Annotated in this window: 22 protein-coding genes; 1 reads left to right on the forward strand and 21 read right to left on the reverse strand. The window is 68.6% G+C overall.

Annotation, left to right across the window (positions count from 1 at the left end; all coding sequences use genetic code 11):
- Positions 1–235: 235 nt before the first annotated feature.
- Together LY625_RS13430 and LY625_RS03710 are read right to left on the reverse strand one after the other, a co-directional pair.
- A complete protein-coding gene (locus LY625_RS13430) occupies positions 236–2,221 on the reverse strand; it encodes a hypothetical protein (protein WP_305067667.1) in 1,986 nt (661 codons plus the stop codon).
- Positions 2,218–3,039 carry an H-type lectin domain-containing protein gene (locus tag LY625_RS03710; RefSeq protein ID WP_233737663.1) on the reverse strand — a complete coding sequence of 274 codons (822 nt, stop codon included), beginning with the start codon at positions 3,037–3,039 and terminating at the stop codon, positions 2,218–2,220. The genes LY625_RS13430 and LY625_RS03710 overlap by 4 nt, the downstream gene beginning before the upstream one ends.
- Before the next feature lie 498 nt (positions 3,040–3,537).
- On the opposite strand from LY625_RS03710, the gene LY625_RS03715 reads away from it, so the two are divergent.
- Positions 3,538–3,810 carry a hypothetical protein gene (locus tag LY625_RS03715; RefSeq protein WP_233737664.1) on the forward strand — a complete coding sequence of 91 codons (273 nt, stop codon included), beginning with the start codon at positions 3,538–3,540 and terminating at the stop codon, positions 3,808–3,810.
- Here LY625_RS03715 and LY625_RS03720 read toward each other — a convergent pair.
- The 19 genes from LY625_RS03720 to LY625_RS03810 all read right to left on the reverse strand — a co-directional run bounded on the left by LY625_RS03720 (position 3,807) and on the right by LY625_RS03810 (position 20,497).
- Positions 3,807–4,046 (reverse strand): AlpA family transcriptional regulator, encoded by a 240-nt coding sequence (locus tag LY625_RS03720; protein ID WP_233737665.1) that lies wholly within the window; start codon positions 4,044–4,046, stop codon positions 3,807–3,809. The genes LY625_RS03715 and LY625_RS03720 overlap by 4 nt on opposite strands.
- 124 nt (positions 4,047–4,170) lie before the next feature.
- Positions 4,171–6,297 (reverse strand): hypothetical protein, encoded by a 2,127-nt coding sequence (locus LY625_RS03725; protein ID WP_233737666.1) that lies wholly within the window; start codon positions 6,295–6,297, stop codon positions 4,171–4,173.
- Positions 6,297–7,694: a hypothetical protein gene (locus tag LY625_RS03730; RefSeq protein ID WP_233737667.1), complete on the reverse strand. Its 1,398-nt coding sequence runs from the start codon at positions 7,692–7,694 to the stop codon at positions 6,297–6,299. Before LY625_RS03730 ends, LY625_RS03725 begins: the two co-directional genes overlap by 1 nt.
- Before the next feature lie 59 nt (positions 7,695–7,753).
- Positions 7,754–8,500 (reverse strand): hypothetical protein, encoded by a 747-nt coding sequence (locus tag LY625_RS03735; protein ID WP_233737668.1) that lies wholly within the window; start codon positions 8,498–8,500, stop codon positions 7,754–7,756.
- Positions 8,497–8,964 (reverse strand): hypothetical protein, encoded by a 468-nt coding sequence (locus LY625_RS03740; RefSeq protein ID WP_233737669.1) that lies wholly within the window; start codon positions 8,962–8,964, stop codon positions 8,497–8,499. The genes LY625_RS03735 and LY625_RS03740 overlap by 4 nt, the downstream gene beginning before the upstream one ends.
- Positions 8,964–10,355 (reverse strand): packaged DNA stabilization protein, encoded by a 1,392-nt coding sequence (locus LY625_RS03745; protein WP_233737670.1) that lies wholly within the window; start codon positions 10,353–10,355, stop codon positions 8,964–8,966. Before LY625_RS03745 ends, LY625_RS03740 begins: the two co-directional genes overlap by 1 nt.
- On the reverse strand, positions 10,355–10,756 hold the full coding sequence (locus LY625_RS03750; protein ID WP_233737671.1) for a packaged DNA stabilization gp4 family protein: 402 nt from the start codon (positions 10,754–10,756) through the stop codon (positions 10,355–10,357). The genes LY625_RS03745 and LY625_RS03750 overlap by 1 nt, the downstream gene beginning before the upstream one ends.
- Before the next feature lie 48 nt (positions 10,757–10,804).
- Entirely contained in the window at positions 10,805–11,158 is a 354-nt protein-coding gene (locus LY625_RS03755) for a hypothetical protein (protein WP_233737672.1), read from the reverse strand.
- Positions 11,159–11,173: 15 nt separating this feature from the next.
- Positions 11,174–11,368 (reverse strand): hypothetical protein, encoded by a 195-nt coding sequence (locus LY625_RS03760; RefSeq protein WP_233737673.1) that lies wholly within the window; start codon positions 11,366–11,368, stop codon positions 11,174–11,176.
- Between the two features lie 13 nt (positions 11,369–11,381).
- On the reverse strand, positions 11,382–12,572 hold the full coding sequence (locus LY625_RS03765) for a P22 phage major capsid protein family protein (protein WP_233737674.1): 1,191 nt from the start codon (positions 12,570–12,572) through the stop codon (positions 11,382–11,384).
- A gap of 27 nt (positions 12,573–12,599) precedes the next feature.
- Positions 12,600–13,454: a hypothetical protein gene (locus LY625_RS03770; RefSeq protein ID WP_233737675.1), complete on the reverse strand. Its 855-nt coding sequence runs from the start codon at positions 13,452–13,454 to the stop codon at positions 12,600–12,602.
- 35 nt (positions 13,455–13,489) lie between these two features.
- Positions 13,490–15,493 (reverse strand): portal protein, encoded by a 2,004-nt coding sequence (locus LY625_RS03775; RefSeq protein WP_233737676.1) that lies wholly within the window; start codon positions 15,491–15,493, stop codon positions 13,490–13,492.
- Positions 15,493–16,899 carry a terminase family protein gene (locus LY625_RS03780; RefSeq protein WP_233737677.1) on the reverse strand — a complete coding sequence of 469 codons (1,407 nt, stop codon included), beginning with the start codon at positions 16,897–16,899 and terminating at the stop codon, positions 15,493–15,495. The genes LY625_RS03775 and LY625_RS03780 overlap by 1 nt, the downstream gene beginning before the upstream one ends.
- The gene (locus LY625_RS03785) at positions 16,899–18,080 is read right to left on the reverse strand and encodes a hypothetical protein (protein ID WP_233737678.1); all 1,182 of its coding nucleotides are present in this window, start codon (positions 18,078–18,080) and stop codon (positions 16,899–16,901) included. The genes LY625_RS03780 and LY625_RS03785 overlap by 1 nt, the downstream gene beginning before the upstream one ends.
- Positions 18,064–18,645, reverse strand: coding sequence for a glycosyltransferase family 9 protein (locus tag LY625_RS03790; RefSeq protein ID WP_233737679.1), 582 nt, complete (start codon positions 18,643–18,645; stop codon positions 18,064–18,066). The genes LY625_RS03785 and LY625_RS03790 overlap by 17 nt, the downstream gene beginning before the upstream one ends.
- A complete protein-coding gene (locus tag LY625_RS03795) occupies positions 18,642–19,106 on the reverse strand; it encodes a hypothetical protein (RefSeq protein WP_233737680.1) in 465 nt (154 codons plus the stop codon). Before LY625_RS03795 ends, LY625_RS03790 begins: the two co-directional genes overlap by 4 nt.
- On the reverse strand, positions 19,099–19,569 hold the full coding sequence (locus tag LY625_RS03800) for a hypothetical protein (protein WP_233737681.1): 471 nt from the start codon (positions 19,567–19,569) through the stop codon (positions 19,099–19,101). Before LY625_RS03800 ends, LY625_RS03795 begins: the two co-directional genes overlap by 8 nt.
- A complete protein-coding gene (locus LY625_RS03805) occupies positions 19,566–19,913 on the reverse strand; it encodes a hypothetical protein (protein ID WP_233737682.1) in 348 nt (115 codons plus the stop codon). The genes LY625_RS03800 and LY625_RS03805 overlap by 4 nt, the downstream gene beginning before the upstream one ends.
- Positions 19,910–20,497, reverse strand: coding sequence for a hypothetical protein (locus LY625_RS03810; protein ID WP_233737683.1), 588 nt, complete (start codon positions 20,495–20,497; stop codon positions 19,910–19,912). The genes LY625_RS03805 and LY625_RS03810 overlap by 4 nt, the downstream gene beginning before the upstream one ends.
- Positions 20,498–20,676: the final 179 nt, after the last annotated feature.

A 20,676-nucleotide genomic window follows, 5' to 3' on the forward strand; every position in this document is an offset into this window, starting at 1 on the left:
CCACTAGGTCCGTAGGCCAACACACCGCTTGGGGCAGCCATACCGCTGACGTGCGTGACGCCACCATTCTCGCCCCTGCGTCCGGGCTCGTTTTCCACACCGATGTGTCCGTGCGGGAGAGCGGGTGTTCGGCTTACTCGTTGATCCTGGGCCGATGCTTGCTGCAGTTCGGCGTGCTGGTGATGGACTACCCCAACCGGCGGTTTGAGTGGCAGTTCACCGGACCTCGAACACCCTAGCCGTCCAGCGCCGCCAGACGCCGCTCCAGCTCGTCCTGCCGGTGTGCCAGGCCCCGCAGCACGAAGTGCGCCAGCTCGGTCGGGCGCAGGCTGTAGCGGTCGCCGGCTGGGCGGTATTCCTGCGTGACCTCGCTGCCGGCCTCGCGGATCAGGTTGCCCTCGTCGTCGTACTCGTCGGGCCACTCGTCGCGAATCTCCGGCTGCTCGTCCCACTGGTCGAAGCACACGAAGCCGTAGCGGAACGGATCAAGCCCGTGCGCCTCCATCGCCGCGATCACCGCCTGCACCGTGGGGCTGGCGTGCAGCCTAGCGTCCTCGCCCTTTTCCTCGATCGCGTGGAGCCACTGGAAGATGCAGGGAAGCCGGGCAATGTCAGAGGCCGCGGCAAGCTCGGATTCCGTCAGGTCGCGCGGCTCGGTCTTTTCGCGGGCGTCGGAGGTGTTGATAGCGCCGTTGACGGCGCGCACTTCGGTGTAGCGAAGGTTTGTTCGCCCGAGAGCTACTGCATTGTCGACCCCCGGACTCACCTCATTGGAAGCAAAGAACACCCACGAACCAGAAGATAGGACAGAAGTGCCCCCCACCCCGAAGGAGCTTCCAGACCGCAAACCGAAGAACAGCTCCTCTGTGGAGCCTGCGAAACGAATAGCGCCATTAGCGTTGTTGTTGGTCCGCCGCACCGTCATCACAACGGGGTCGGTGGATTCAACTGAAATTGGTCCCGAGAACAGCCCCCCGGAGGAAGGGACAGCCCCCACGTCCGCGGCCCCGAGCACGACCGTGCCCTGCTTTCCGTTGACGGACTGGACGAGGTTGGTGGCGGGGTCTCCCTGCGGGCCCTGTGGACCTTCGGGCCCGGCGGGGCCTTCCGGCCCTTGCGGACCGGGATCGCCCTGCGGCCCGGGCGCGCCGTCAGCGCCAGGTGGACCCTGCGGCCCCGGATCGCCCTGATCGCCCTTCGGTCCTGCCGGGCCTTGATCGCCGGGATCCCCCTTGTCGCCCTTCGGCCCGGCTGGACCCTGCGGGCCGCGCTCACCCGTGTCACCCTTCGGACCCTGCGGACCTTGGCTGCCCTGCGGACCTTGTGGCCCCTCCGGACCACGGAACGCCACGCCGCCACCATCGGGCGGGAACGCAGAGCCGTCCCAGATGTAGAGCTTGCCGTCTGCTTGCACGAGGTAGCCCGCGCCCGCGTCGCCCGAACCGAGCCCCGTGGGAAGGTCGGCATAGGTCGGCACCGAGCCCGCGATTTCGATGCCCGCGCCATCCTCGCCGGCCGGGCCTTCCGGCCCCTGCGGGCCTTCGGGCCCCTCCGGTCCTTGTGGACCTTCCGGGCCGGGCGTCAGCTCGATCGTTTCGATGGCCTCCGCCACGGCCCGCCCACTCGGCGCGGTGTCCGTGGCGTCCGGGTCGATCGCGTCGGCGACAGCCGCCGCCCGCGCCCGCTCCGGCGTGAAGTACCGATTCCCCTCCCCTTCCGGGAGGTCGTCGGTCGTCGCCTCGCTGGTGCCGGACACGCGGCCGTACTGGTCGCGCTCGAGCTTCTGGAGGGTGCCGCCGCCGGTGTCGGGGAGCGGGGACAGGCCGAAGGTGACCCGCCCGGTGGCGTCGACGGACAGGGCCACGCCCTCGCCTTCCAGCAGGCCGTCCGCGAGCGCGAACCAGCCCTTCTGGCCCTCCGCGGTGGTGCCGTACACGAATGTCGACCCCGGCTCGTCCACGTCGCCCTGCAAGCTGACGAAGGCGTTTCCGTTGGAGAGCTGGCCCACCACGCGCACCGACTGCGACCCCAGCAGCAGGCCGATGTCGCCGCGGCCCTCTGCAATGTCCTCGCGCAGCTTGTCGATCTGGCGCTGCAGCTCGGTGGTGTCGCCGCCCTTGGCGCGCACCTCGCGCTCCAGGTCCTGCAGGAACCGGTAGAACGGCTCCGACGTGCGACCGCCGGCCTCGGCGATCGGGATGGACTGGCGGGGCAGCATCATGCCGGGGTCACCGGGGGATCATCGGAGGGGGTGGCCACCGTGCCCACGGCCAGCCAGTCGAAGGCCACCGGGGTCACAATGTTGTTGTCCGCGTTCCCCTCGCCGGTCTCGGTGGAGAAGGACACGGTGAATCCCGTGGTGCTCCGGTTGGTCACCGAGACGGTCGGCATCACGTTGCCCTTCTGGGTGATGAAACCGGCCGTGTTGGTCACGAACACCTTGGGGGTCGAAGCGTAGGGCTTGGGGAAGGTGACGTTCGCCGTGGTCGACTTGCTGCCCGTCGCCGCGGCCGAACCGCTGCCGATCTGCTGCAGCCAGGACGTGGACCCGCCGCCGCCGATGCGGATGCTGTCGCTGTCGACGGCAATGTCCGGCTCGGGCGGCTCGGGGATCTCCTGCACCGGCTGCCAGATGAGCACGTCGCCGTCCGTGCCCAGCACCTTGCCGCCCTGCCCCGTCGGGTCCGGCACCTCGCGGATCGGCGACCACAGCAGCAGGCTCCCGTTGTTCGTCAGGAACGCGCCGGACTCCAGCGGCGGGATCGTCGCCTCGCTGCCACCGCCCACCTCCACGTGGTTCGCGTCCGCGATCAGCGTCCCGTCCGCGTCCTCCAGGCGCACGTAGTACCGGCCATCGCCCCACACGTCGACCTCGGCCCGGCCGTCGCTGCCGATCGTCACGGAGTTGCCGTTGTTCACCGACAGGCCGGGGTCGCCGAACACGTCCTTCGGCGTCGTGGTGTCGGTCTCGAAGAACAGCAGCCGCCCTCCGTCAGCCAGGCGGCCGGCGCGGTCGAAGTAGACCGGGAACTGGTTCAAGAGTCGGAATGCGGGCACTATGGGTTCTCCTGAAAGCAGAAGCCCCGCTCGGGGCGGGGCTGGCTACGTGAAGCGGTGGGTGGTGCTGGCGACAGTCGCGGCGTGCTTCACGGCATCAGCCGGAGAGGCCAATCTCGCAAGAACGTCATGGGCCGCTTTTGAGTGTTCCGCCCTCGCGGGGCAGGCGGGCTATGAGGATGAGGCGCAGCGGCTATTCCTTGCTGGCTATGAAGCTGGAAAGACCTTCCTTTCATTGTGGGAAAGCGGAGCGATTACCGATCAAGAGGTGAGGAACACTGCCCCGGTGGGGTTTCTGTGGGCGGCTCAAGGGCCTAGCCACGATTTCATCCTGGGTCGCGTGTACGAGGGCGCGACGGAGAACGCATTGGAGGCAGTGCGCGGCGTCGTGGATGGCGTGTTCCCCGACGCGGACCTGCGGAAGGTCCGCGCCGAGGGCGAGTACAACTCGAGCAACTGCGCGCTCATCGGGAGCCGCCCGTGAACCAGCGCCGCCGCGTCGATGCCGAGCTCACCGACTCCGGCGAGCCGGCGTACTACGTAGGACCGCGGCCCTGGTACGCCAAGCTGGCCACGTGGCTGACCCTTCATCCCGGAGCCTTCAACACGGTGGCGCTGGTGGCGGTCCTCGCCGCCGTCGCCCCCGCCTACTTCATCGGTTGGTGGTGGGTGGCGATCGGCGGGACCGGCATCGTCTGCTTCCGCCTTGGCTTCCTCGCGGGCAAGTCGCGCCTGTTCGGCGGTGATCCTTAGCGCCCTGCTGACCTGCAACCGGACCTATCGCTGTCACGCGCAGCAATGCGTGCTTCAATCCAGGAATCAACCTCTGACGCGATCCACGCTGACGATCGCGAGCCGATCTTCACGGGAGCCGGGAAGGTCCCCGCCTTAACTTGGCGGTAGATCTCGGTCCGACTGAGTCCGGTGCGTAGCTGGACTGTTGCCACCCGCTCAAGTGCAGGTGTGTGGGCTGTGCCTCCAAGTGCCATGTTGCATCCTCACAACTCCCGGGGCCGTCCCGGGGCTGTATGGGATGATCTGCGCAATCACTGATGGGGTCAGGCATAGAACGTCAGATTTCCAGCGACGTTCTATTCCCGGAGGGGAGGGGGTCTAGTCGTCCGTCAGCACCTCCTGCAGCCCGACACCTCCACCTGCCGGCGCCGTCGCCGGGGTCTCTAGTACGGGCCGAACCGGCCTGTGAATCGCACGGGCCGCCTGCACGTTCTGGGCGGTACTCGAGAAGCCTTCGATCAGGCTATTCACGAGGCGACCCGCAAATGGCAGGAAGCCAAGCCCCTGCTGGAACCTAGCCCGCATGAAGCGCTCCGTCGATCCGGACGACTTCCCGAAGTCACCCTTCGCCACCATCGGCTCGAGCGCATCCGCCAGCCGCTGCACCTGGCGCCACTCATCCGGCGAGTACAGCGCCCGGAGCACGCTGGCGTTGTTGTACTCGGTCGTGCGGATGTTGCGCAGAATCTGCCCCGGCTGCAGCGGGTCGCCGTTGTTGCCACGGGTCAGGCGGGTGAAGTGCGCGGCCCGCAGGCCGTCCATCACCTGCGGATCGTTGTTGGCCGCCACGCGCAGCCGTTCGATGAAGCGCGCACCACCGGACTTGCTGACCTGGCTGGCCCCCAAGGCGATGTTCACCAGCTCCTCGGGCGTGCGGGAGCCGTCCAGTAGGCCGGCGATGAAGCGGTCTGCATCGCCCCGTCCCTCGAACCGGCGCCCGAACTCGGCGCGCAGGCCGCGGGCTTCCTTGAGCGCCGCCAGGGCCGCGGGGTCGCCGTTCACCAGCGCGGACTCCACGGCCTCGTCCATCCAGCCGTCGAACTCGCGCTTGAGCGTGGTCAGGGCGGCTCGATCTCCACGACTGGCAGCCGTGTTGATGTTGTTGTTGATGATTCGCCGCTGCGTCTCCAGCGCCCGCAGGGTCACGCCCTTGGCGTTCGGGTCCGACAGGATCGACTCCGTGGCGGTACGCAGCTGCTGCAGTGTCGTCGCCGTAGCCGGCGTGGTCGAACTGTTGGGCGAGAACTCGGCCAGGGCGCGGGTCAAACGAAGCGGCAGTTCTAGCACGGCATCACGGCTCACTGCGGCCCGCGCGCCTTCGCCTGCCCGCCCGTAGGCTTCCCCGATCCGCTGCTGGAGCTCGTCGGCCTGACCTCGCAGCCGCGCCCCGGCTCCACTGACCATCTCGGCCGGCGTGGTGGCTGCCTGCGCCCCGAACCGCTCGCCCATTGTGGTAACGGCATCGTCCAGACGCTCGGCGTTGTGTGCCGCCGCACGCTGGAACGCCGGACCGCCGCCGGGGGACTGCCGCAGCACTTCCTCCCGGCTCAACTGCTGGAACTGCCGCGCGGGATCGGCCATGCGCTGGCCCTGCGTGTACAGGAACCCGAACTCCTCCCAGCCCAACACCGCTCGCGGGTCAGCGCCGGCGCGCACTTCCTCCATCGCCGCGGACAGCCGGCCCAGCTGCTCGGGGGTCGCGTTGATGCCCGCTTCGTCTGCAAGCTGCTGCGCGCGAGCTGCGTTGCTGCCACTGGCGACCCGCCCGATGCGACCGAATGCGTTGGTGGCGGCAGCCAGACCGGTTCCCAGCGCCTCGCCACCGGCGCCACCGGCTACGGCCGCCGCAGTACGGGCCGGGTTGATTCGGCCATCGTTGAAGCCAGCCTGCAGGGCCGCGTCCGTCGCGCCCGCTCCCGCGCCCTGCATCGCGGCACGTCCGGCCAGCCCCACGTTGCGCGCCTGCCCGATGCGTGCGATCCAGCCGGCGGGGAGCGCGGCCACGCCGATGTTTGCCGCCAGACTGGACACGTCCTGCACGTCGATGCCGGGGTCATTCAGCCGGTAGGCGGTGCCGTCCGGAAGCTCCACCACCGGCTCCCCGCGGTCATCGCGCCGCACCCGCCCGCCGGACTGCTCGGCCAGGTACTCCGCGGCGCCCTGCCGGGTGCCGAACATGTCGCGCGCGGCCGCCCAGCTCATCTGCAGCGGGTTCAGGCCGGCGCGCTGGTGGAAGTCGGAGTCGCCGCGGAAAAGCGACGGCTGCGCGTCCGTGCGCGGCATGGCCGTGCTGTCCGTGCTACCGGTCACGCCGGAGAAGTCGGCGGCCGTCTGCCCTTGGTCGCGCATCCGCCGGATCTCGGCAGCGAACACGCGCGCGTGGTCCGCATTCCCGGCGGCGTGCGCCTTGCGCAGCCCGTTCTCCAGCTCCTGCAGGGTGGCCATCAGCGGTACATCTCCAGAAGGGCGTCAATGTCCTGCGCGGGCTGCTGCGGGGTCTGCGGCGAAGGCTGGCGCCCGGCGCCGTAGTCCTGGTCGTAGGCGCGCGCCACGCGCTCCCACGATCCGCGCAGCTCGCGATGGAAGTCCTGCAGGTTGCGCCGCAGCTGCTCCGGCGACTGGCTGTTCTCGATGTTGCGGACCACCGACTGCAGGAAGGCGAGCTCGCGCTCCGTCACGTTGCCTAGGGCGCCGCCGGTGGGGCTGGCGGCTCGCATGGCGTTCAGCTCATCGAAGCCGGCGATGGCCTGCAGCGTGCCCAGGTCCCGCCGAAGGTCGGCCGCTGGCGTGCCGGGAATGGCGTCGGCGATGCTGCCGATGGTGCCGGCCGTCCAGTTGTTGATCCGCGGCATGATGGAGTTCACCAGCGCGTCGACCCGGCCGATTCGCGCCGTGGCCTGGTCAAGCGACAGCCGCGCCTTCGACTCGCCGGCGGACTTCTCCAGGTCGCGCTTGACCTCGCCCACCTGCCGGGTACGGTCGACCTCGCCGGCAGTCTCGATCGCCTGCTGCGCGGGAAGGAACTCCAGCTGCGCCTGCTGCCGGGCGCGCTCCGTCTCCGCAGCCACCTGCGCCTCACTCGGACGGGCCATCGTGCGCGGCGGGGTCGGCAGGCCGGGCGTGATGGTCGGCTCCCCGCCGACGCGCGCGCCCCGCTGTGAAAGGAAGGTGTCGACCTGATCCGCCGGCATTCCGGCAGCGATCAGATCGTTGGCCAATGCGATGTCGGCCTCCATGCCTGCCCGGGTCGGGGCCGTAGAAGCAACCGGCGGTGCAGGCCCGCCCGCCTGCCCGCCCACGGTCTGCACGTTCCCCAGCTTGTCGACCAGTTGCGGGTCCATGCCCGGGTGGTCTCGGAACCACATTTGCCGGTCCGCGGCGATTCCGGTGTTCACCACCTGTCCGTCCCGCATCACGGTGTAGACGTTGCCGTCCTGGCCCACGAACCGGGACTGCACCGTGGTGCCAGCGGCGTTCGGGTCCGCCTGTGCGAGCACCTGGTGCAGCATCGGCAGAATGTCCTCGCCCACCTGATCGGGAAGCTGCTTATCGGGCGCCAACTGCTGGAAGGCCGGCTTCACCGCCCGGTAGGCGCCCTGGATCGCCGCCTGATCGCCGCTCTTGAAGGCGTTCATCAGGTAGCGCGAGGCATTGATCACCTGTGCCCGGGATCGGTCATCTTGGCCTTGGAACTGCGCCTGCTGCGCCTGCGCGCCCTCCGGGCTGATCGCGGCCATCTGCCCCAAAAGGGCATTCTGGCCAGCGGCCGGCGTGCTGTACGCCTGCGACGCCAGCTGCGCGAATTGGTTGCGGCGCCGCGTATCCAGCGCGCTCTGCGCCATCGCGTTGCCGGCGTTGAAGCCCGCCCCGAAGCCGCCGAGTAGTGCGTTGGGAACTGCCATCAGCCGCCTCCGAAGTTCCAGTTGTAGCCGGGCGAGGCCCAGGCGTTGCCGCCCGAGACGGCGAAGGGGTTGTTCGACGCCTGCAGGCCGGCGAAGCCGTTCTGCGCCGCCTGCGTCTGGTTGCGCGTGCTGTTCCAGCCGCCCCAGTTGTTCAGCAGGTTGGATCCGAAGCCGGCGACCAGGCCGCCCAGCTGGCTGTTGGCGTCACCGCGGGCCTGGTAGGACGACGCCCGCGCGTTGCCGATGTTCCCGTAGGCGTTGCCGATGTTGCTGGCGGCGTTGGCGCCGAACTGCCCGAGGCTGGTGGCGGTGGTCTGCCCCACGTTGGCCAGTCCGGCCAGTCGGTTGTAGAAGTTGCCGTAGTTCTGGCTGGCCAGCCCCTGCGCGTAGCCCAGCACGTCCGCGCTGTGCCCACCGGTGTTCAGGCTGCCGCGGGCCGCGGCGCTACGGTCCAGCCCCTGCAGGCCCTGGTCCAGCGCGAACTGGTAGTCGGGCGACTGCGTGAAGCTCGAGAAGTCCCCGGCGTTCAGGGCCTGCATCTGCCCCAGCGCGTTCTGGCCGGCCTGCATCCACGGCTGCATGTCCTGCCGCGTCAGGTCGAGCTGGCGCTGCTGCTCCGCGATAGCGAGCTGCTGGCCTTCTGCTGCGGAGTTCGCGGCGCCCTGCGCGGCCTTCTTCTGCTGATTGGCCCCGTAGGCGCCGCCGACCAAGCTCACGGCTGCGCCGGCCACGATTCCCCAGCTCATCGGCTGCTCTCCTCAAGTTGGTGGGTCTGCCCCAGCTCGCGGCGCGGCTCGGGAACGATGAACTCGGCTTCCAGCTTTGCCAGGTCGGTTTCAAAGCTCGGATGCACGTTCAGGAACACGCAGTCGGTCAGCGCCAGCGCCACCTTCTTCGTGCGCGGCTCGCTGGTGAAGATGGCCGGGGCACGCACGATCTTCTGCCCCTGCGGCGTGGTGACCGACATCTCACCCTGCGCCAGCACGTTCAGCGTGGAATGCCGGTGGATCTTCCCGACCACCACGACGCCGGCGGGGATGCGCATCTCGCGACCGTAGATCCCGTGCGCGAAGTGGTGGTGCGTAATGGCGTCGACGGGAACCTCGCCGCCGCTCGCCCGGATAGCGTCCTCCAGGGCGTGCAGCTGCTCGCGCGTGGGCATGGGCGCCCGTGGCGTCACGTCGAAGGACGCCGAGAACATCAGGACCATCACCCCTCCACCTGGATGCTTGCGGCCAACAGGTCGGCCCGGACCGGATCGGTGACCCGGATGTCGAACACCCAGCGGATGCCGCGACCGAGCCGGCGCGCCATCACACGCTGCTGGAAGTCGCCTACCTCGCCCATGGGCAGGTGACGCCAGTCGGACCAGTTGTGGGCGCCGTCGCGGCTGTAGCGCAGCTGCAAGGTGGCGGGCTGCGCGGGCAGGCCGTTATCGACCACCACCTCCAGCGCCGGAACCGTCACCGCGTTCTGGTTGTCGTGCAGGGATGGCGTGACGCGGCGCTTCTCCAGCTCGTCGCCGGCTTCGTGCTGCACGTCCCAATCCAGTGCATACAGCTGGCCGTTGGCGAAGTCGCCGCCGATCCACCGGCCGTTCCACTTCACCAGCGTCGACAGCCGCCACCGGTCGAAGCCCTGCGACTGCCGGCGGTGCCACTCCCCCGACCACACGTCATATCCCCACGTGTGCCCGTCCGGGAAGGTCAGGTAGAACACCTTGTGCCCGCGGTCCTCGAAGGTGAACGCGAAGGCGTTGGCCATGTTGCAGCGGCTGATCGCCTGCTCGATCGGGCCGGTGCTGACGCGCTGCGGCTGGTGGCCGGCGAGGCGGTAGACCACACCATCGTGGCCGAGCCAGTAGACGGTGTTGTCCAGGCGCGCCACGGCGTGCGTCGACGCGCACCCGACCTCGATCTCGGTCCCGGAGCTGTTGGCGAACGTGCCGGTCGCCCCGCCCACGTTGCGGAAGAACTGCGCGGATCGGCCCGAGAGGATCATCACCTCGCGGCTGGACACGACGATCGCCACCATCTTGTCGGGGGAGGCTTCCGCGTCGTAGCGGTCCATCGTGTTGTAGCTGCCGGCGTCCAGGAGGTCGCTGTGCAGCCAGAACCGGCCCGCCGGCTCGATGCCGGCGATGTAGCCGTCCACGAAGTCCACGGCCTTGAACCCGGGGAAGCCCGGATCGGTGATCTGCTGGAACGTGCCGTCCGTGGTCCGGTACAGGTAGCCGGACTGGCCGTTGGCGATCACGACCTCGTGGCCGTGCTTGATCTGGTTGTGCGCCATCGTCACCCGGCGCACGCCCGGCACGGTGCCAATCGCGGTGGCCTGCCCGTTGGGCGCGATGCGGTAGAGGGTGTCGCCGACCACCGCGAGCAACAGGCCCTCCACGTTGTGCAAGCAGCGCACGGGGGCGTTCTTCATGCCGGTGGCGAACACCGTGAAGCCCGGCGCGCTGCGCAGCAGGGACGGCGACCGGGTGCCGGCGCGCTCGGCAGGCACAGGCAGGTAGTTCACCGTGTCCTGCGCGCTCCACGGCCGCGCGTCGTCGCTGTAGGCCCCGCCAGCGATGTTCAGGGGCGACAGGCGGGCCATCAGTCCCAGGAATCCGTGTAGATGTTGTAGCGCCCCTCGCGCGGCGACCGCGGCGTCACCTGCAGCGGGGAGGCGGTCAGCACGTCACGGCGCAGGGCCGCGTGGCCGTCCGCTGCGTGCTGCACCACGTCTGGCTCCAGCGCCGCGCCGTACTCGGGGCGCAGCTTGAGCGCGAGGTTGTAGACGATGGCTTCGTGCGCCTCGTCGGGCGCCGGAACCTGGTCGTCGGGGCCTTCCACGTCCGACCAGCCCAGCGCGAGGCCGTTGGCCTCCCAGCGCCGCATCATGCCGTTCAGGGCGACGATGCCGTCCGCCATCTCCTGGGCGGACGGGGCGCTGTGCGCGTCGACCACCCGCAGGATCCGCAGGGCGCGGCTCACGATGTCAGCTACTCGGGCCATGCGGCCTCCAGAATGAGGAAGGGGCCGGTTTCCCGGCCCCTCGGTGCATCACTTCTTCGACTTGCCCTTCTTCTCGGGCTCGACCACCGCGACCTTGAAGTCCGGGGTCTCGGCCTTGGCCTCGGCCTGCTTCTCCAGCTGCTGCTGGCGCTCGGCGTCCTCCTTGGCCTTGCGGTCGGCCTTCTTGGCTTCGACCTTCTCGCGGTTCTCGTTCACCGCGGCCAGGGCGTCGGCCTGCGTGCGCAGGTCTTCGTCCTGGGGCGGGTTCCACGGCTCGCCATTGGCCCGCGGGGCGGTCGGGTTGTCCCAACCGTTGGCGCGGGCATCGGCCACGGCGTCAGCGGCGAACAGCTGCCGCTTACCATCCTTCTCCAGCCACAGGGGGCGCTTGTAGGTTGCCATCGTCGTGCCCTCCTATCAGGACGCCTGCGACACCAGCCCGAGCGCCACGAGGGCGTTGGCGATGTCTTCGGCGGTGGCGGCCGGAAGGACCGGCCGGGGGATCGGGGCGGCTCCGTAGAAGCCGACCGGGGTGTCCGCGTTGCGGCCCACCAGGGTGCCGTCCTCGGTGCCCGGCGCCGCGGCGAACTCGCTGTTGCGTTCGATTGCCATGCTGGTGCCCTCCTTACAGGGTCAAGTCGTTGGGAATGCGCACCGCCTGCTCCGGGCGCAGCACGCCGCCGCCGTAGATCACGTCGAAGCGGCTCACGAACATGTCGTTCGTGATGTCGAAGCCCTGGACGTATCGGATGTTGATTCCGTTCCAGGTGCGGGTCGCCGCGGCCTCCATGTTCTTCGGCACCGGCAGGTCGGCGGTGACGAAGTAGAAGGCGTCCTTGGCGAAGGCCAGGTTCTGGCCGTACACGCCGCCGGAGGTGCCCTCGATCGTGAGCGCCGCGCCGCTGGCCGGAGCCGCGGAGACGTTCGCCCGGGTGCCGGTCGGCTCGATCGCCGGGGTGATCTGCAGGGTGCCGGCGCCGCCCGGGTGGTCGGCGGTGACGGTGAACTCCCGAAGGTAGCCCAGCGTCTCCTTGGTCTGGTCGTGGACCGCGTAGACGCCCGCGATGGTGAAGGTGTCGCCGCGCTTGATGGTCCCGGTGCCCGCGCCCACGACCAGGCTGGAGCCGGTCTGGCCGGCGCCGTTGACCGTGTAGCCCGCACCGGTGCCGCGGGTCAGGCTCGGCATCAGGGTGGACTGGAACCAGTCGAAGCCCAACGTGTTGCTGGCCATCTCGCCGGTGCGGTACTGGCGGCCGACCTTGCCCTGATCGTTGAACAGGCCCTTGAGGCCATCCACGATCTGCACCTGCGCGCTGGGGTTCAGCAGCATGATGCGATCCGCCGCAGGGGTCAGGTTGTTGTCCAACCGGGCCTTGGCTTCCAGCGCGGTACGGGCGTCATCGAACGCGCCGTAGTCGCCCACGGTCTCCGGCACCTGCGGGATCACCTTCTGCAGGATGGCCGATTCGATGGCCGCCACCAGGTCGGGGGCGTTCGGGGTGATGTACTGGGCGTCGAAGTCATCGATGTCCAGCGCCAGCTCCGCGCTGGTCGCGCCCACGTCGACGCCGATCTGCTCGTCCAGGGCCACGGTCACGGTCTGGTCGTTGATCGGGTTCAGGTCGGCGATGCGGCCGCGGCGGATCCGGGCGCGCTGGGGAACCTTCACGCGAACCGAGTCACCCACGCGCGCACCACGGCCACCGAAGTAGCTGTCGTACTGCGTGTTGATCTTGTTCAGGAAGGTCGGGACCTCCGCCATCTTGGCGAGCATCCGGTTGACGATCACGTCACCGGTCAGGATGTTGTTCGGCATTGCGGTTTCCTCGGGAAGGGGGATGCCCTATCGGGCGTTTTTCTGCTTGCGAGCCAGGTACTCCCTGACGTGCTCGTCGGTGTCCATCTGGTTCCAGTCCTTCACCGCGGGGGCGCCGGAGTTCAGCGTGGGCACGACGGGGGCTGCCTTCTTCACCGGCTTGGGGGGCGGCGCGGGCTTCGGGGAAGCGGACACCTTGGCTTCGATCGCGCCGATCGCACGGGCCGCCTGCACAGAGGTCATCTGCGCAATGCGGACCGCTTCGGCGACGTTCTGGCCCAGGTAGTACGCGATGGCCGGCGCGGTGCTGGGGTTCTCCAGCATCACGTCCGCCATCTGCTGCGTGATCGGCACCTGCGGGTTCTTCGCCACGCCCTCGTAGTCCGGGTTGGCCTTGATGAACTCCGCCTCTGCCGCCTGCAGCTGCGTGATCCGTTCCGCCGTGGTCTGCTGCGCCTGTTGCTGCTGTGCCTGCTGCTCGCGCTCGCGTTCGCGCTCTGCCAGCCGCCAGTCGGCAAGGGCCGTCAGGTAGGCTTCCTGGTCGTAGTCGTACTGCTCCAGCGTCGGCTTGCCTTCGGGCTTCTCGGGGGTCGGTTCCTCCCGCTTGCCGTCACGCTCGGCCATCTGCCGGCGCAGCTCTGCCAGCTCCCGCTGCGCTTCTGCCTCCCGGCGCCGGGCTTCGTTCAGATCGCTCCAGCGCGGGCGCTTACGCCGCGGCTTGTCGTCCTCGCCGTTGGAGTCGTCGTCACGCTCGTCCTCGTCAGCGTCGGCAGCTTCCTGATGCTCGACCTGCTCGGCCTGTGCGTCCGACCCAGTGGCCTCGGTAGCAGCCTCGGTCGCCGCCTCGTCGGTCACGTTCTCGTTTTCGGTCTCGGTGGTCATGGTTCCTCTGGGGTTGCGCCCGTCAGTTCAGGCTTTCACTGGCCCACAAAAAAGCCGCCTGGCGGCGGCTCCATGGGAAGGGGTTGCGGTTGTGGGATTGGAGGCGCCAGCGCCACCTGGTCCAGGTACATCTGGCGTTGGATCTCCATCTGCGTCTTCTCGGCGTCGGCGGCGTACTTGATGGCCATCGCCTTGTCCTTCTCGGCGCCGGCCATGTTCTCGGCCACCTCGGACTCCTGCACCGGGTCCGGCTGCTGCGGCTGCATCTGCGCCTGGTCCTCCTCGGACGGCGGCAGCAAGCCCTGCCCGACCAGAACTCGGCGCATCGCCTCGAGCGTTTCCTCCATGCCCGGCGTGTCCATGCTCTTGAGCATCCCGTACTGCGCGAGCATCGCCATCGGGCCGTTGGACTGCGCCAGCTGCATCATCGCGTCCAGCGTCTCCATGCGCTGGGTGGTGTAGCTCGGCCCCGTCGCGATGGTCACGTCGTACTTGCCCTGCGTGATGTCGTAGACCGGCACCAGGGAGCCGTCCTCGTTGACCACCCGCCCGGTCACCGAGCGCCACTCGCCGGCGGCCTCGTCCAGCTCCAGGTGGTTGATGCGGACGTACTTCTCGGCCCCGTCCTCGCCCAGGATGCGGATCTGCCGCTCGCCGTTGTAGACCTCGGGGATCAGGCGGTTGACGATCTCGCCGGTCCGCCGCACCGCACGGGCGATGTTGTCGGCGTAGTCGAAGTTGGCGACGTCGCCTTCCTGCTTACGGGCCATGATCGCCCGGCCGCTGGTCTCGTTGCTCCGCGCGCCCAAGCTGGCGTCATAGATGCCGGTGACGGCTTTCAGGTCGTCCGACGACAGCTGCAGCGCGGCCATGTAGCCCGGCGACATCTGCGGCGGCGGCTGCCGGCGCGGGGCCACGCTCTCCGCCTGCGGGTCGGGATTGTACGGCAGCCCCGGGGCGTTGTCGGTCGCCAGCCCGGCCCACTCGCGCTCGAAGCCCTCGATCTGCTTTGGCGTATACAGGAACGGCGCGTGCGGCTGGGTCGCGATCACCTCGGCGAAGTTGCTGCGCTCGAAGTTGTAGAGCACCTGGGCGTCCCGCGCCGGCCGCACCATGCCCGACCACTGGTCGCTGCCGTCGACGGTCACGATGTCGCCCCACACCGGGATGATCGGGATGTCGGGGGTGGGCCAGTCGAACGGTCCTTCCAGCGTCTCCTTGCCGCTCACGATCTCCATGGTCAGCTGGAAGGTGTCCACCTTGCGGCGGTTCACCACCTCCACGCCTTCCGTCTCGGTCCAGTCGTCGGCGGCGACCACGCGCCCGTCCGACAGCTGCAGCATTTCGCGCTTGACTGGCTTTCGGCTCCAGTATTCGGCGATCCGGACTTCCTTCTGGCCGAACCAGTCGCCGTACTCGGAGCTGCCCTCGAAGTCGACGCAATCGGCGTTCGGCCAGCGCTCGCGGAACTCGTCGCGGCTCACGGACTCGACCACGAACGCGAACCGGGCATCGGACCGGTCCAGCTCCCGGGCGGAGGGGTCGAACCACACCGACGTGAGCGGGCTCGGGATGCGCCGGATCCGGATGTCCTGGTCGAAGGCGTCGTCGCCGACATACTCGGTCACCACACGCCAGGCGCCGAACCCTGCCGTTATCGCGTACAGGGCGCCCCAGTCGTAGGCTTCGTCGGCCTTGGACTCGGATTCGATGTTTCGGATCAGGCCCTGCCGGATCGACGCCAACTCGGTGTCGCCGTCCTCCGTCGCCCGGACCTTGATCGCCGGCGTGTTCTGCCGGTTGTCGTTGATGACCTGCTTGATGGCCTGCCGGAGCTTGTTGAACTCGTACTTCGGTCGGTCGCCGCGCTTCGCCCCGAAGTGGTTGTCCCACTGGTGGCCGGACACCCACGCGAACTTGAAGTCGTCGGCGGCCTTGGCCCGAAGATCGGCCTCGGCATCCACGCACGCCTTGAAGCGCTTGCGGATCAGCGCGTAGCGGTCCTCTTTCGTGCGCGGCTTGTCGTTCGTCTCGGCCACTACCACGCTCCCTTGAACTTGATGGCGCCAGCCTTCCGGCCCGGCACCTTGGCGTGACGGATCATCATCAGGGCGTAGCGAACCGCGCTGATGATGTCGTCGTTGATCTTCACGATCCGGCCCTTCTCGCGGTGATAGCCGCGGATCTCGTCCCACAGGGGCTCCAGGTGCGAGGCGATCTTGAGCCGGCCCGTCTGCATGCGGTCCAGCATCTCCATCACACCGGCCTCCACCCCGTTGCTGCCGTCATCGAACGTAGCGCGCTCCGGAAGCATCTCCAGGCCCTGCGCCCGGTACTGGTCCGCCAGCTGCTCGCCGCTGCCCTTGTCGTGCTGCAGGCCGTCGTGCGGCCATGCCACCGGGATCCAGTCGCCCCGGCCCTTGATCGCGGCCGCGTGGAATACCGGCGTTTGCTTCGTCTGCGCGTAGCAGTCGTAGACGTAGATCACGTCCGCGTCCCGGTCCCACGCCAGCCAGGCCGCCGCGGTTGGGTGGTCCCAGCCGAAGTCGATGCCGCAGATGCGCGGCCAGTGGTCCGGTATCGGCATTGACCCGGCGTCATAGGCCACCTTCTCCCGCGCGATCGGGAATACCGCGCCCTCGCCGAGCATCGGCAGGCCCTGCGTGCGGGCCTCGCGCTCGTGCTCGGGGTAGCTGGCGATGATCCGGTCGCGCTCCTCCTGCGTATAGTGCAGCGCGTCCTTGATGCCCATCTGCACCACGGCGCGGTCGGGGCTCTTCTCTTTCAGAAACCGCTGCACCACCCGGCTCATGCCCAGCAGCGGGGTGAAGGTCATCATGACCATCCCGCCAGTGGCGTTCGTCCGGGTCAGGCCCTCGCTGTAGATATCTTCCGGCGGCTCTTCGTCAGGCCAGAACCAGTCGATCGTGTCGCCCTGGAACTTGCGCCGACCTTGGTCGTAGCTCTTGAAGATGATGAGCGACTGGCCGCCGGACACGTGCCGCACCCACGCCTGCGAGATCGCGCCGCGCACGTTCGGGTAGCGGGCCACGTCTAGGATGCAGGACTCGGGGATGGCCCCGATGCCGCGCTCGCCCTCACGGCCCAGCAGGATTCGTTGCCCCGCGTCCCGGCTGACTTCCATCGTCTCCGAGGCCGCCCACCCAACCGTGGGGCGATCCCAGCGCCGGCCCTGCCAGTCGTCGGGGTACAGGCCGGTGGCGTGCATCGCCGCCTCAAACCCTGCGCTCCAGGTCTTGCCGAGCTGGTTGCCGGCCATCAGCAGGCGCTCGCGCACCGTGGCACCGAGCGCGTGGAACTCCGCCTGCTTCGGGTACGGCCGGTACGTGGCCAGCCTGTTGGTTCGCTTCCTCCGCTCCCGTTCCTCCAGCAACGCCACCAGCTCGCGCTTCTGCGCAACCGGTAGTCCTGCGATGGCCTGCATCACTCGGCCGTGGCCGTCAGCTCCTGCGGCCCCTCGGTGGCGGGAGACTCATTACGGAACCACGGCCCGGTGTAGGCGCGGACCCAGAACAGCTGGTTGTAAACCTCGCCGTTGTCCAGCGTGGCCTCGCACTTCACCTGTGCGACGCCCTGACCGGCCAGCATGTCCACCATGACCTCGCGGCCCTTGATGCGCGGTGCAGACAGGATCGCTGCATGGGGCTGATCGGTGCGCCAGGTCACCGACGCGATGCTGCGGCTCTTGGGGATCGCCCCGTTGAAGTCGGCCACCAGACACCGTCGCTCGCCACGGACCAGGCGGGAGTGGTGAACCCGGGTGCGGTTGTAGCCGGAGACGAACACGCGGGTGGCGCGGCCCAGTTCGTCGCAAGGGCCGGAAGCAGGCGTCGGCTCCGGATCGGGTGTGGCCGGGGTGATCGTCACCGGCCCGATGTAGACCTGCGAGGCCGAAATGCTGTCGGGGTATAGCGACAGAATCAGGGACAGCCGCTGTACGCCATCTGGCACGGTGATGCTGAAAGGTCCGCCCGGCTCCACTGGGACGCTTTCCAGCACTTGGGAGTCGTTCGCGACGACGTTGAGATACAGCAGGTTCCCGAAGTCATCGGAACCCACACCGGAAAGGGTGCCGGAGACCGTATCGCCGGCAACCACCTCGGGCGCCCGCATCTCGAAGATGCCGTAATGCGCGGCGGTGTCGTCGGGGTCGAAGTAGTACGCCACCCCGTTCCAGTACTCCTGTGGCTCCCACAAGGCCGGGTCTGCCAGCAGGTCGGCCGGATCGCGCCCTGGGGTCGGGTTGGGTGGCTCTGGGTCGGTGGGCGTGATGGTCAGGCTGCTCAATCCGCCGATGGCGCTGGTGCCAACAACGATCTGGATACACTCCGGGTAGCTGAAAGCGAAGGGGACGCCCGACGACAGCCGCGCGTCCTCGATCAGCTTCCAGTTACGGTCGTAGGACTGCACGTAGGCGATTCCGTCCGGGTCGCTCCACTCTGCGAGGACCACGCCTGCCGCGAAGTCGCCGGGCGCCGCGTACTCGTCCGGCTGCGTGTAGTTAGCCGAGTAGTACGGCAACAGCCCGATAAACGACGTGCCATCCCACTCGGCACCAAGACCATCGCTGTAAACGACCCACGATCCATCAAACGTGTTGGGCACGGACTACCTCCGCCACTTCTGCCGGCGTCATCGCCATGCGGGGGCGCTCGATGCAGTGAGCGCGGTTCCAGTACGGCGCGAAGCGGTCCATGGCGCCCCCGTAGAGACCAACCACCTTCGGCACGCCCAGCGCATCCGCCATGTGCGCGGTTCCGGTGTCCGGGCAGATGACGGTGTGCGCGCGGTTCAGCGTCTCCATCCACATCTGCCTGGCTTCCGTGGCACCCAGCCACACCACGTCACCGAGCAGGCGGGCCAGCTGCGCCCAGCCATGCCAGCGCCGCCGCGGCGACTCAACCACTGGCGCGATGACCAGCAGGTCACGGGGAACGTCCGGAAGCAACGTGTGCCGCACAGGCTCTCGGCTGCTGGCCAACAGCCACGCATCGGTGGCATGACGTCCCTGGCCGTGTACCGGTCGGATACCCGAGCCACCGGCCCTCCACTGCACACCCAAGCCCGGCACTCGCGCGCGCTCCTGCGCGATCACCGCATCACCTTCGCGCATCGCCGGCATCGCCAGCAGCACGTCGCCAAGGTGGCCGGCGCGCAGGTCGAAGATCATTCCGACTCGCCCAGCAGCTGTCGGATTCGCGCCTCGATCTGCGCGTCCGACACGGTGTTGAACGGCTGCTCGGGGTCGTTTGCGTGCTGGATCCGCTCGCCGTACCGCTTCGGGTCCCACTTCGCCAGCAGCTTGAGCCGGGTTTCCACGCGCAGCTTGGAACGCTGGATCACGTCGTGGTTGACGTCGCCGCCCTCGCCGGTGTCGTTCTCACCAAAGTCCGCGATACGCAGCGCATCCACGGCGATCGCGTCGAAACCGTCTTCTCGCGCGCGCGCGATGGAACGGGAAACGTCTTCACGCTCCTTCATCCAGTCCCGCACGGTCGAAGGGTGCGGCATGCCGTCATCGCGGCAGATCTGCGCCAGCGGCTCACCGCTCGCCAGGCGCTCGCAAATGGTCTCGATCAGTTCGGGGCTGTACTTGCTCGGGCGCCCACCCTTGTTCTTGCGTTCACTCATTGCCGAGGTACTCACGGATCACACCCTGCAGCCCTCTCACCTGGGCATCGCACTCGGCTGCGGCTGAAACAATTGCTCCCGCACCTTCCTCTCGGTCTCGGGCGCCCGCATCAGGCTCGGCGGGGGAGGGGTCAATGCCGGGCAAGCGGGGCTCGGGGCATCCCTGCCAGTGCTCGCGCAGCCGGATAGTGCCAGCGCGCAGGTCAGCAATAGTCCGGTCAGCAGTTTCCTGAGCATCGATCCTCTCCTGTTCCGCCTTGGCGGCGATGTCGTACATGCGGTCAGCCCGGGCGCGCTCCGTCTTTCGGCGCGTCTCGCTGGTGCGGAGCTTGACCTTCACGGACTCCAGATCCGATTCGATCGCGCGAAGGTCGGCGCGGGCGTCGATGGCATCGCCGCGGTAGAGCAGCGCCATGACCACGGCCACAAGGAACCCGACCAGCAGGGTGACGGCCAGCTTCACGTGTTCGTCTCCGGGGGAATGACCATTCCGACCTGTCGCATCGCCGACTCCAGCACCTGGACCCGCAACCGCAGGCGGAATGCCTCTTCCTGTGCGGCTTGCCGCGCCTTGATCTCGTCTTCCAGGCGTTGGGCAATCTGCAGGTGAGCCTCTTCCATCGCCCGTATCCTCTGCCCCTGCCGATCCAACCCTTCCCGCAGGCTGTTCAGCAGTTCGACGTTCGCGTCGGTCTCGGTGCGGTTCTTCTTGCGGGATAGCACCGCGCCCACGAACTCGCGTGCAGCCCACAGCGCCGCGGCGCCGCCCGCCAGCCACCACGGGGCGCCGTCTCCTGCCGGGATCACGCGCGCCTCGCCGAGCTGTCGAACTGCGTGGTCACGCCGGAGAAATCCGCCCGGCCGGTGACGGCCTCGAGCGCCTGGGCGTAGTACACGTCCCACTTGCGCCGCAGTTCGGCCCGCTGGTTCTGGCTGCCGCGGTCATACGCACCGGGACGCCAAGCCCGCAGGTACAGCGCGAACGCCGACGACACCGCGCCCAGTGGCGGCAGCGGCTGCGGGTCGGTCCACAGCAGCAGGCGCGCGAAACAGGCGGCCAGGACGTCATCCGTCTCCAGTGCCAGGTGCACCGCCTCGGAGTTCGGTGCTACCCCGCGCTCGGCGCACACCTCGCGCGCCAGATCGCGGCTGGCCCGGTGGGTCAGCACGTCCAGCACGCCGCCGCCGCGCTCGAATTGCCACAGCCCGCGTGCCGGCCCGCGCACATGCGGCCGCGCCCGGTCGATCACTTGCCACCGGTGGTGGAAGTCCGACTCTTGGCCGCAGATCGCCAGCAACGCCACACGGGCACGGTCGCTGTTCATCCTCGACGGCAGCAGCTCCATGGCCGGCGCCAGCACCGTCTTGTCGATGTGCAGGGCGTCGGTCATAGGCTCTCGGCATAGCTGCCCGCTCCCACTGCCGGCTGGGCGTGAGAGTTGGTCCGGACTCGGTAGCGGGCGTGGAAGGGTGGCGCCCCTGTCGGGCGCCGCGGCTGCAGGACGCACCCCGCCAGCCGGAAACGAAAAAGCCCCGACCGGTCAGGTCAGGGCTTCGCGGGGGCAATTTC

It is taken from the genome of Lysobacter sp. GX 14042 (genome assembly GCF_021390425.1).
Lineage (GTDB): Bacteria > Pseudomonadota > Gammaproteobacteria > Xanthomonadales > Xanthomonadaceae > Novilysobacter.